Origin of the sequence: Mixta sp. Marseille-Q2659 (genome assembly GCF_940807255.1) — a bacterium.
Classification (GTDB): Bacteria; Pseudomonadota; Gammaproteobacteria; order Enterobacterales; family Enterobacteriaceae; genus Mixta.
The window spans coordinates 178,158-190,308 of the sequence record NZ_CALNWY010000001.1; the positions used below are offsets into that span (position 1 = coordinate 178,158).

8 protein-coding genes are annotated in these 12,151 nt (G+C 55.6%); 1 reads left to right on the top strand and 7 read right to left on the bottom strand.

Going from position 1 to position 12,151, the window contains the following annotated elements; translation table 11 throughout:
• Window positions 1-18: 18 nt before the first annotated feature.
• The 4 genes from pyrG to rlmD all read right to left on the bottom strand — a co-directional run bounded on the left by pyrG (window position 19) and on the right by rlmD (window position 6,429).
• Window positions 19-1,656 carry a CTP synthase (glutamine hydrolyzing) gene (pyrG, locus tag P3C52_RS00865; RefSeq protein ID WP_275553345.1) on the bottom strand — a complete coding sequence of 546 codons (1,638 nt, stop codon included), beginning with the start codon at window positions 1,654-1,656 and terminating at the stop codon, window positions 19-21.
• A gap of 338 nt (window positions 1,657-1,994) precedes the next feature.
• Window positions 1,995-2,789 (bottom strand): nucleoside triphosphate pyrophosphohydrolase, encoded by a 795-nt coding sequence (gene mazG / locus P3C52_RS00870; RefSeq protein WP_275553346.1) that lies wholly within the window; start codon window positions 2,787-2,789, stop codon window positions 1,995-1,997.
• A 63-nt stretch (window positions 2,790-2,852) separates the two neighbouring features.
• Window positions 2,853-5,084 (bottom strand): GTP diphosphokinase, encoded by a 2,232-nt coding sequence (gene relA / locus P3C52_RS00875; protein ID WP_275553347.1) that lies wholly within the window; start codon window positions 5,082-5,084, stop codon window positions 2,853-2,855.
• Between the two features lie 28 nt (window positions 5,085-5,112).
• A complete protein-coding gene (gene rlmD, locus P3C52_RS00880; protein ID WP_275553348.1) occupies window positions 5,113-6,429 on the bottom strand; it encodes a 23S rRNA (uracil(1939)-C(5))-methyltransferase RlmD in 1,317 nt (438 codons plus the stop codon).
• A gap of 90 nt (window positions 6,430-6,519) precedes the next feature.
• Between rlmD and barA the strand changes: the two genes are divergently transcribed.
• Window positions 6,520-9,249, top strand: coding sequence for a two-component sensor histidine kinase BarA (gene barA, locus P3C52_RS00885; protein WP_275553349.1), 2,730 nt, complete (start codon window positions 6,520-6,522; stop codon window positions 9,247-9,249).
• On the opposite strand, the gene P3C52_RS00890 is transcribed toward barA, so the two are convergent.
• From P3C52_RS00890 to garL, 3 genes are all read right to left on the bottom strand, one after another.
• Window positions 9,240-10,388, bottom strand: coding sequence for a glycerate kinase (locus P3C52_RS00890; protein ID WP_275553350.1), 1,149 nt, complete (start codon window positions 10,386-10,388; stop codon window positions 9,240-9,242). The genes barA and P3C52_RS00890 overlap by 10 nt on opposite strands.
• An 83-nt stretch (window positions 10,389-10,471) precedes the next feature.
• Complete coding sequence (gene garR, locus P3C52_RS00895; RefSeq protein WP_275553351.1) at window positions 10,472-11,356, bottom strand: 2-hydroxy-3-oxopropionate reductase; 885 nt, start codon at window positions 11,354-11,356, stop codon at window positions 10,472-10,474.
• Window positions 11,357-11,374: 18 nt separating this feature from the next.
• Complete coding sequence (gene garL / locus P3C52_RS00900) at window positions 11,375-12,136, bottom strand: 2-dehydro-3-deoxyglucarate aldolase (RefSeq protein WP_275553352.1); 762 nt, start codon at window positions 12,134-12,136, stop codon at window positions 11,375-11,377.
• Window positions 12,137-12,151: the final 15 nt, after the last annotated feature.

Here is a 12,151-nt window from a genome sequence, read left to right on the forward strand (position 1 = left end):
GCGCTGTTATAAAAACTCTTACTTCACTTGATGCTTCTGGTACTCGCTCGCCGCCTTAACGAAACCAGCAAAGAGCGGGTGACCATCGCGGGGCGTTGAGGTGAATTCCGGGTGGAACTGACACGCAACAAACCACGGGTGGTTCGGATTTTCAATAATCTCAACCAGCTGATTATCCCCTGAGCGGCCCGCCACGCGCAGACCCGCCGCTTCGATAGGTTTCAGCAACATATTGTTGACTTCATAGCGATGGCGATGACGTTCAACGATGGTGTCAGAGCCGTACAGCTGGCGAACCAGGCTGTTTTCGGTCAGCTGGCACTGCTGGCTGCCGAGGCGCATGGTGCCGCCCAGATCGCTCTGTTCGCTACGCACTTCAACGTTACCATTTTCATCACGCCATTCGGTGATTAACGCCACCACCGGATATTTACAGTCTGGCACAAATTCAGTGGAGTTGGCATCAGCCATACCCGCAACGTTACGGGCGAATTCCATCAGCGCAACCTGCATTCCCAGGCAGATCCCTAAATAAGGGATGTTGTTTTCACGCGCATACTGTGCGGTGAGAATTTTGCCTTCGATACCGCGCGGACCAAAGCCGCCAGGCACCAGGATTGCATCCAGATCTTTCAGCACTTCAACACCGCGCGATTCCACATCCTGCGAGTCGATCAGCTTGATGTTTACCGTTACGCGATTTTTCAGGCCGCCGTGTTTCAGCGCTTCGATTACTGATTTGTAAGCGTCCGGCAGTTCGACATATTTGCCGACCATACCGATGGTCACTTCTCCGCCCGGATTCGACTCTTCGTAAATCACCTGCTCCCATTCAGAGAGGTTGGCTTCCGGGACGTTCAGGCTGAATCGTTTACAAATATAATCGTCCAGCCCCTGAGATTTCAACAGGCCAGGAATTTTATAGATGGAATCAACGTCTTTCAGAGAAATAACCGCTTTTTCCGGCACGTTACAGAACAGCGCGATTTTTGCACGTTCGTTGGCCGGTACAGCGCGATCGGAGCGGCAGATCAGCACGTCAGGCTGGATGCCGATAGAGAGCAACTCTTTAACGGAGTGCTGCGTCGGCTTAGTTTTCACTTCACCCGCCGCTGCCATGTAAGGCACTAACGTCAGGTGCATGTAGAGGGTATGCTCGCGTCCCACATCAACCGCCATCTGACGGATTGCTTCCAGGAAAGGCAGGGATTCGATATCGCCAACGGTACCGCCGATTTCGACCAGCACCACATCATGGCCTTCGCCGCCTTCGATGATGCGCTCTTTGATAGCGTTAGTAATGTGCGGAATAACCTGAATGGTGGCGCCAAGGTAATCACCACGACGCTCTTTGCGCAGCACCTCAGAATAGATGCGGCCAGTGGTAAAGTTATTGCGACGCGTCATCCGGGTACGAATAAAGCGTTCATAGTGACCTAAATCGAGATCGGTTTCGGCGCCGTCGTCGGTAACAAATACTTCACCGTGCTGCGTCGGGCTCATGGTACCTGGATCGACGTTAATATACGGGTCCAGTTTCATGATGGTCACGTTCAGGCCACGCGCCTCAAGAATGGCTGCGAGGGAGGCTGCGGCAATGCCTTTACCCAGAGAGGATACGACCCCGCCGGTCACAAAAATATAGTTCGTTGTCATGCTGAACCTGAGAGTTGAGGTTTAAAGACGGTGGAATAACCAGGACGGGAAAACAGTATACCTGATTCACCTCTTACCCACAATTGATCATTGCCGCCATCGCTGCTACCCGGTGACGGCCTACCTTAACCGGGTGATAAAGGGAAAGGGTTGATTTGGGTCATAGGCGACGCAAATTATTCGTAAAAGCTGAAACGAGTAAGCTTAGAGAAGTAGCCAGGCTTGTTTTTTAAACTTACAAACCGGCACTTAAGTCAGGGAAGCGGGGGAAAGGCCGCTTAATAAAGCCTCCGCGTCAGGAATGACAGGGAGGCTCCAGGGATGAATTGACGACGTCTTTATGAAGCGGCCTTTTCACCCACTTTTACCTGTTGCCAGGCGGCTTCCATCTGCTCCAGCGAGGCATCGCTCATATTCATGCCCTGGGCGGCGATAATCTGCTCTACCTGACGAAAGCGGCGTTCGAACTTCAGGTTGGCCTTCTGCAATGCCGTTTCCGCCTTCGTCCCTAAATGCCGCGCCAGATTAACAGTGGCGAACAGCAGATCGCCTACCTCTTCCTCCAGCTTCGCCTCATCGATTACCGCCTGCTGCGCTTCGTGCATCACCTCATCGATCTCTTCATGCACTTTATCGACCACTGGCCCCAGCGTCGTCCAGTCAAAACCCACGCTGTGACAACGCTTCTGAATTTTTTGCGCGCGCATCAGCGCAGGCAATGCCTGAGGAATATCGTCCAGCGCAGAGTGCTGCGACTTCTCAGCGCGCTCCTGCTGCTTAATCTGCTCCCAGTTCTGCAACACCTCTTCGCTATCTTTAACCTGCACGTCGGCGAAAATATGCGGATGGCGACGTTCCAGCTTATCGGCAATACCATGACAAATATCGTCAAAGGTAAACCGCCCCTCCTCGCGCGCCATCTGCGCGTAAAAAACGACCTGAAACAGCAGATCGCCTAACTCCCCACGCAGATCGTCATAATCTTCGCGCTGAATGGCATCGATCACCTCATAGGTCTCTTCCAGCGTATAAGGGGCGATAGTGGCGTAAGTTTGTTGACGATCCCAGGGGCAGCCGTGCTGCGGATCGCGCAGGGTCTGCATAATAGTCAGCAGACGATCAAGAGCAGTCATAACGATACCTTCATGAAAAGCGAGACCGGCATGGCGCATAAACGGCCATGCCGATTCAGAGAATTAGTGCAGACGCCGGGCGTCGATAATATCAGGAACCTGATTAAGGCGTGCCAGCACGCGTCCCAGCACCTGCTGATTGTAAATCTCAATATCCATATCAATGGTGGCCAGCTGCTTACGCGTATCGCTGCGGCTTGATACGCCAAGGACATTAACCTTCTCATTAGCAAGAATGGTGGTAATGTCGCGCAGCAGCCCGCTGCGATCGTTGGCGGTCACACGCACCACCAGCGAGTAACCGCTGGAGTAGCTCTCGCCCCACACCGCATCCACGATACGCTCCGGCGCATGCGACATCAGTTCCGCCAGCTGATCGCAGTCGGCGCGGTGAATAGAAATGCCACGCCCCTGAGTAATAAAGCCGACAATATCGTCGCCGGGAATCGGCTGACAGCAGCGAGCGATATGGTGCATTAAATTGCCGACGCCTTCGACCACCACGCGCCCGCTCTCTTTGCCAGAACGCTGCGGCGTATGGCTTTTCTGCGTCAGCTGACGCAGCGCCTCGCGATCTTCTTCCTCCGCGCTTGGCTTATTCAGCTTCGCCTGCAGGAAGTTCACCATTTGATTCAGGCGAATATCGCCGCCGCCAATGGCTGCCAGCAGCTCATCCAGCGTGCCGACGTTATAACGCGGCAGCAGCAGCTTCTCCGCCTCTTTCAGACTGATATCCAGCTGATTTAGCTCGTTATCCAGAATCTGGCGGCCTGCGATAATATTCTTATCGCGATCCTGCTTACGGAACCAGGCGTGGATTTTGGAGCGGCCACGGCTGGTGGTCACATAGCCGAGATTAGGATTCAGCCAGTCACGGCTGGGATTCGGCTGCTTCTGCGTAATGATTTCAATCTGATCGCCCATCTGCAGCTGATAGGTGAACGGCACAATGCGTCCGCCGATTTTCGCGCCGATGCAGCGATGACCAATATCGCTGTGAATATGGTAGGCAAAATCAAGCGGCGTCGAACCGGCAGGCAGATCGACCACGTCGCCTTTCGGCGTAAAGACATAGACGCGATCGTCAAAGACCTGGCTGCGTACCTCTTCCAGCAGCTCGCCGGTATCGGCCATCTCCTCCTGCCAGGCGATCAGCTTACGCAGCCAGGCGATGCGTTCTTCATGGCCCTGCGCGCCGCGCGCCTGTCCACCGGAGCCTTCCTTATATTTCCAGTGAGCGGCCACGCCCAGCTCGGCATCTTCATGCATCTGACGCGTGCGGATCTGTATCTCAACGGTTTTGCCGCCGGGGCCCAGCACGACCGTATGGATCGACTGATAGCCGTTGGGTTTCGGGTTCGCCACATAATCATCAAACTCATCCGGCAGATGGCGATACAGCGTATGCACAATGCCCAGCGCGCCGTAACAGTCCTGCAGTCGTTCCGCGACAATACGCACCGCGCGCACGTCAAACAGCTCATCAAACGCCAGCGATTTTTTCTGCATCTTGCGCCAGATGCTGTAGATATGTTTCGGGCGCCCGTAAACCTCCGCCTTGACGCCTTCGCGCGCCATCTCGGTACGCAGGCTCTCCACAAAGGTTTCAATATACTGCTCGCGGTCGATGCGGCGCTCATGCAGCAGTTTTGCGATGCGCTTATATTCTTCCGGGCGAAGATAGCGGAAGCAGAAATCTTCCAGCTCCCACTTAAGCTGACCGATACCAAGGCGGTTAGCTAACGGCGCGTAGATATTGGTACACTCTTTCGCCGCCAGCACGCGCTCGTCTTCCGGCGCATCCTTCATTTCGCGCAGATGCGCAATACGCTCGGCCAGCTTGATGACCACGCAGCGGAAATCTTCCACCATCGCCAGCAGCATACGGCGCACGTTATCGACCTGCTCAGAAGCCATGGAGTCGTTATGGATCGCCTTCAGCTGGCGAATCGCATCCATATCGCGCACGCCATGCACCAGCGAAACGATCGCTTTACCAAAGGTTTCTTCCAGCTTTTCTTCGGAAACGACATTGGCATCCGCCAGCGGAAAAACCAGCGCGGCGCGCAATGTGTCATTGTCCATGCTGAGCATCGACAGAATTTCGACCATCTCGATACCGCGCCACAGCAGCAGCGCCTGATCGGGATGCGATTGGGTGACCGCTTCACAATATCGCCAGGTATCGGCCAGTCGTTCACTTGATTGCGGGTTCACGATCCCCAAACTGGTGATCCATTGATCGAGCGCGAACTCACCCGCCGTATTCAAATGTGCGCTTCTTACCGCAACCATAACCTCTCCTGGCAACCTGTAAAGATACTTATGTTTTACTGAATAGCACCATGGATTCAAGATGACCGGTATGCGGGAACATATCGAGCATCGCGACCTTTGCTAACTGGTAACCGGCCGACAGCAGTATCTGGCTGTCGCGGGCAAGTGTAGTCGGGTTACAGGAAACGTAAACAATACGTTGCGGAGCAAGTTTAGCGATATGTTGCATCACGCCGCCTGCGCCCGCTCGTGCCGGATCCAGCAACACCTTATCAAACCCTTGCGCCGCCCAGGGCTGGCGCGTCACATCTTCTTCCAGGTTCTCATGAAAAAAGGTGACATTTTCAAGACCATTCAGCTTGGCATTATACGCACCTTGTGCAGTTAAAGCTGCTACGCCCTCCACACCGACAACATTTAAAACACTTTTCGCCAGGGGGAGCGTAAAATTTCCCATACCGCAAAACAGATCCAGCACGCGATCGGTCGGCTGCGGATCGAGCCATTCCAGCGCCTTCGCTACCATTTTTTGGTTTACCGCATCGTTCACCTGGATGAAATCACGCGGGCTGAAAGTTAACTTTAACTGATGTGACTGATAGTAAGGCGGCTCGCCGGTCACCTGCTCAAGCTGCTCGCTGTCGGGCGCTAAAAAGAGCGCCAGCCGATGCTCATGCGAAAAACGTTCCAGCTTTTGCCGATCGCCGTCGCTCAATGCATCAAGATGGCGCAAAACCAGCACCGGACCATTATCCGCCTGCACCAGCTCGACATGTCCGAGACGCCGCACCGTCTGTAACGAGGAGAGACAGGCTTTGAGCGGTGCCAGTAACGCATCAAGTTCGGGCTTTAAAATGGGGCAATGATCGATGGAAACCAGCTCGTTAGAGGCGGTTTTACGAAAACCCATCTGCAGCGTCTGCGTTTTCGGCTGATAGTGCAGACCCAGCCGTGCGCGGCGGCGATAGCCATAAGCGTTATCGCCGATGATTTCATCAACCGTCGCCTGCTGACCGGTTTCCCGCGTCAGCAAGTGAGCCAGCGCCCTGGCCTTGCTCTGCTGCTGCAGCGCCTGCGATGCATGCTGCTGCTGACAGCCGCCACACACCGTAAAATAAGGGCAGCGCGGCGTTACCCGTTCCGGGCTGGATTGTAAAATTCGTCGGGCGCGGCCGCGCGCGTACTGGCGCTTATCTTCCTGTAGCTCAACCTCAACCTGCTCGCCCGGCAAAGCGCCACTGACAAATAGCGTCTTGCCCTGGTGACGTGCTACGCCCTGGCCAAAAGCATCCAGATCATGAATAGTGACCGTAATTGTTTGTCGGGTCGTCACACGCCGTTTTGCGGAGTAGAATTGCGCCATAGTGGAATAGAATCTCTGAATAATTGCTATGCGAAGTGACGCCGGTTTACAGCGTTACCGCCCGGCGCGATTGTCTCATACCGGACTACCATGACCAAATACAGCCTGCGGGCAAGGATGATGATTTTAATACTGGCACCGACCCTGTTGATTGGTTTGCTGCTCAGTACTTTTTTTGTTGTACATCGCTATAACGAGCTACAGCGACAGCTGGTGGATGCCGGCGCGAATATTATCGAGCCGCTGGCGGTCTCCAGCGAATATGGTATGACCTTTCACAGCCGCGAATCGGTGCGGCAGCTGGTGAGCCTGCTGCATCGACGTCATTCTGACATCGTGCGCGCGATTACGGTTTTTGATGATAAAAACCAGATCTTTGTCACCTCGAACTATCACCTGAACCAGAATCTGTTACGCCTGCCCAGTATCGATAAAATGCCCAGCCTGACGGTGATTGAACGTCACGGCAATGTCATGGTGCTGCGCACGCCGATTGTTTCCGAAAGCTATTACCCGGATGAATCGCCAGGAGGTAAAGCCAAGCCGACCGGCAATCCGCTCGGCTATGTGGCGATTGAACTGGATTTGCAGTCGGTCAGGCTCCAGCAATATAAAGAGGTCTTTGTCTCCACGCTGCTGCTGCTGTTTTGCCTCTGCATTGCCATGATGTTCGCCTATCGGCTAATGCGTGACGTCACCGGACCGATTCGCAACATGGTCAGCACCGTAGACCGCATTCGACGCGGCCAGCTCGACAGCCGCGTTGAGGGCTATATGCTTGGCGAGCTGGATATGCTGAAGAACGGCATTAACGCCATGGCGATGTCTCTGACGGCTTACCATGAAGAGATGCAGCAGAATATCGATCAGGCGACCTCCGACCTGCGCGAAACGCTGGAGCAGATGGAAATACAGAACGTAGAGCTGGATCTGGCCAAACGCCGCGCGCAGGAGGCGGCGCGCATTAAGTCTGAATTCCTGGCCAATATGTCGCACGAACTACGCACGCCGCTTAATGGCGTAATCGGCTTTACGCGTCAGACGCTTAAAACGCCGCTCACCTCAACCCAGCGCGACTACCTGCATACCATTGAGCGATCGGCCAATAATCTGCTCAGTATTATCAATGATGTACTGGATTTCTCGAAGCTGGAAGCCGGTAAGCTGGTGCTGGAATCGATTCCGTTCCCGCTGCGCGCGACGCTGGATGAAACCCTGGTGCTGCTGGCGCCTTCCGCGCACGATAAAGGGCTGGAGCTGACGATTAACGTACAGGGCGAAGTGCCGGATAACGTGATTGGCGATCCGCTGCGCCTGCAACAGATTTTAACCAACCTGATCGGCAACGCGGTGAAATTCACCGAGCGCGGCAATATCGATATTCGCGTGGAAAAACGCGGCATAAGCAACAGCAGCGTCGAAATTGAGGTGCAGGTTCACGATACCGGGATCGGCATTGCGGAAAAACAGCAGTCGCAGCTGTTCCAGGCCTTCCGTCAGGCCGACGCCAGTATTTCCCGCCGCCACGGCGGCACCGGCCTGGGGCTGGTAATCACCCAGAAACTGGTAAAAGAGATGGGCGGCACCATCGCTTTCCATAGCCGCCTGGGACAGGGTTCAACCTTCTGGTTCCATATCAGTCTGGCGCTAAATCCGAATGCGGCCAGCGATCCGCGCGCGCTGGATGGGCTACGCGGCAAGCGTATTGCCTATGTCGAAGCCAACCCGGCGGCGGCGCAGGCCACGCTGGATATTTTGAGTTCGATGCCTCTGAAGGTGAGCTACAGTCTGACATTCGAAGGCATAACCGAGGCGCATTACGATATGTTGCTGGTCGGCCTGCCGGTTAACCTCAGCACCGACAATGTACTGTCGCAGGCGTTTATCAACAGCCTGACGACGCGCGCTGACAGCGTGATCCTTGCTCTGCCCAGCCAGATGCTGCTGCAGGCGGAACTGCTGAAAACGCGCGGCATTGCAGCCTGTCTGAGCAAGCCGGTAACGCGCACGCGGCTGCTGCCAGTGCTGCTCGATTTGCACGCGCGCAAACTATACGATCTGCCCAGCCGCGCCCGATTGCCGCTTTCGGTAATGGCGGTAGATGACAATCCGGCCAACCTGAAGCTGATTGGCGCCCTGCTGGAGGAGCAGGTTGAAAATATTGTGCTGTGCGACAGCGGCGAAAAAGCAATCGCCGTCGCGCGTGAGCAGGCGCTGGACATTATCTTAATGGATATTCAGATGCCGGAAATCGACGGCATTCGCGCCAGCGAACAGATCCGGGAACTGCCTCAGCATACCAATACGCCAATTATCGCCGTTACCGCGCATGCTATTGACGGCGAACGCGAACACTTAATTAAGGCGGGCATGAATGATTACCTTGCCAAGCCGATTGATGAGGTGAAACTCAGCCATTTGCTGGCGCGTTATTCGCCGACGCTTCCAGCCTCTGCACCGGAAACGCCGACCATTTCCCCTTCACTTGACTGGCAGCTCGCGCTACGTCAGGCGGCAAATAAGCCCGACCTGGCGCGCGATTTGCTAAGAATGCTGCTGGATTTTCTGCCTGAAGTCCGGGAAAAAGTCGAACAGAGCCTGGCGGAAAACCGGCAGAACGGCCTGCGGGAGATCATTCATAAGCTGCACGGCAGCGCCAGCTACAGCGGTGTGCCGCGTATGAAGCAGCTCTGTCTCCAGATTGAACACAACCTGCGGCTGGATGGCGATGTCACCGCTCTGGAGCCTGAACTGCTGGAACTGTTGGATGAAATGGATAATGTGGCGCGGGAAGCGCGCCACCTGTTGAGTCAGGAGTGATTAAAGGCCTGGCCAATTTTCAGGGTTGCGGCGATATTGCGTGCCGTCATACGTACGTTTTGCGCCGCGTTATCCAGCGCCTCCTCCAGCGTACAAATGGAATAAAGCACGCTGTACACCGCATCGATGCCGTGCTGATGCACGACGCCAACGTCCGCCGTCAGGCTGCCGGCAATCCCGATTACCGGTTTGTTATAGCGCCTGGCGACGTTCGCCACGCCAATCGGCACTTTACCGTGAATGGTTTGGCTGTCGATACGCCCTTCGCCGGTAATCACCAGCGTGGCGTCTTTTACCAGTTCGTCCAGCCCTAACGCTTCGGTGACAATTTCGATACCACGGCGCAGTTCTGCCTGACAAAAGGCGTGCAACGCCGCGCCCATGCCGCCTGCCGCACCGCCACCGGGAATATGCAGCACATCAATATCCAGATCGCGCTGAATAATGGTCGCGTAATGGGCCAGCGCGTTATCGAGCTGGGTCACTAACGCTGGCGTCGCCCCTTTTTGCGGACCGAAAACGGCCGAGGCGCCTTCATTGCCGGTCAGTGGATTCGTCACATCGCAGGCGACTTCAAAGCGACACTGGCGTAGACGTGGATCGAGCTGGCTAATATCGATTCGCGTCAGTGACGCCAACGCGCCGCCGCCGTAGCCGATCTGCTCGCCCTGCGCATCTAACAGCCGCGCACCCAGCGCCTGAACCATACCGGCGCCGCCGTCATTGGTCGCACTGCCGCCGATGCCGATAATAAAATGTTGAACGCCGCGATCCAGCGCATTGCCAATCAGTTCGCCGGTGCCCCAGGAAGTAGTAATCAATGGATCGCGCTGCGACGGTGGCACCAGTTCCAGCCCGCTGGCGGCGGCCATTTCAATAAATGCGCAGCTTTCATCGCCGGACAAACCATAAAATGCCTCAACCGGCTCGCCCAGCGGCCCGGTAACCCGTAACCTGACGATTTTTCCCTGCGTCGCCGCCACCATCGCCTCGACGGTGCCTTCGCCGCCATCCGCCACTGGCAGCTTGACATACTCCGCATCGGGAAAGATTGCACGAAAGCCGTTTTCAATCTCCGAAGCGACCTGCAGGGCGGACAAACTCTCTTTATACGAATCCGGTGCAATAACGATTTTCATAAATAGTCCGAGCGCTGTTGAGCTGGCCGCAGCCAGAAAACGAAGCCGGTCAGCCTGACCGGCTCAATAACCGGAGCGGCTGACTAGCGTGAAACTTCAACCTTCGCTAATTTTTCATAATAGCAGGCCAGCGCGCTGTGGTCGGATGTGCCCATGCCATCAGCTTTCAGCGCCTGCATCATTTCCATTACAGCAGCTGTGAGCGGCAGCTGCGCGCCAACGCCGTGCGACGTATCCAGCGCATTGCTGAGATCTTTGATATGCAGATCGATGCGGAAACCCGGCTTAAAGTTGCGGTCCATTACCATTGGCGCTTTAGCATCCAGCGCCGTGCTGCCCGCCAGGCCGCCGCGGATTGCCTGATAAACCAGATCCGGGTTAACGCCCGCTTTAGTGGCCAGCGTTAACGCTTCGGACATTGCCGCAATGTTCAGCGCTACGATCACCTGATTCGCCAGCTTGGTCACGTTACCTGCGCCGATCTCGCCGGTATGCACCACCGAACCAGCCATCGCTTTCATCAGATCGTAATATTTATCGAATACCGCTTTATCGCCGCCGACCATCACTGAAAGCGTACCGTCGATTGCTTTTGGCTCGCCACCGCTGACCGGCGCATCGAGCATTTTGACCCCTTTTTCCGTCAGCGCCTGATGGATTTCACGGCTGGCCAGCGGAGCAATAGAACTCATATCGATCAGCACCGTGCCCGGTTTCGCGCCTTCGATAATGCCGTTTTCGCCCAGCGCCACTTCTTTAACGTGCGGCGAGTTCGGCAGCATGGTAATGATCACGTCGCACTGTTCGGCGACCTCTTTCGGCGTTTTCGCCGTGGTAGCACCCAGCTCAACCAGTTCCGCTTCGTTCTGCGCGTTGAAATCGCGTACCACCAGCGAATAGCCCGCTTTCAGCAGGTTTTTACTCATCGGTTTGCCCATGATGCCCAGGCCAATAAATCCAACTTTCATGTCATTCCCCTTGTTAAGCTATTTTTTGAAACGATCGCACAGCGCCTGCGTCGCGTTACGGAAAACGCCCAGGTCACTGCCTACGGCGACGAAGGTTGCGCCCCACTCCAGGTAGCGACGTGCGTCGGCTTCTACCGGCGCGAGAATGCCGCTCGGCTTGCCCGCCGCTTTCGCGCGCGCAAAGATATGCTGGATCACTTTCAATACTTCAGGATGGGCAGGCTGCCCCAGATAACCGAGCGCGGCAGAGAGATCGCCCGGCCCAACGAAAATACCGTCAACGCCATCCACCTGAGCGATGCTGTCAAGATTGTCGACGCCCTGCTGGCTTTCAATCTGCACCAGCACGCTGACGTTGTTATTGATGTCGAGGTTATAATCCGGCACCGTGCCGTACATATTGCTGCGGTGCGATACCGACACGCCGCGGATCCCGGCTGGCGGATAGCGCGTTGAGGCGACGGCCTGCATGGCTTCTTCTTCGCTTTCCACAAAGGGGATCAGGAAGTTATAAAAACCGATATCCAGCAGGCGTTTGATGATGATCGGCTCATTGCAGGGTGGCCGAACCACTGCGGCGCTGGGGCTACCTTTCAGCGCCATCAACTGCGGCACGAAGGTGGTAATGTCGTTCGGCGCATGTTCGCCATCCAGTACCAGCCAGTCAAAACCCGCCAGGCCCAGCACCTCGGTGGTAATAGGGTTCGCCAGCGAACACCAGCTGCCGATCAGCGTTTCACCACTTAGCAGACGCTGACGAAAACGATTGGGATAGGACATTCTGTTTCCTCTCGG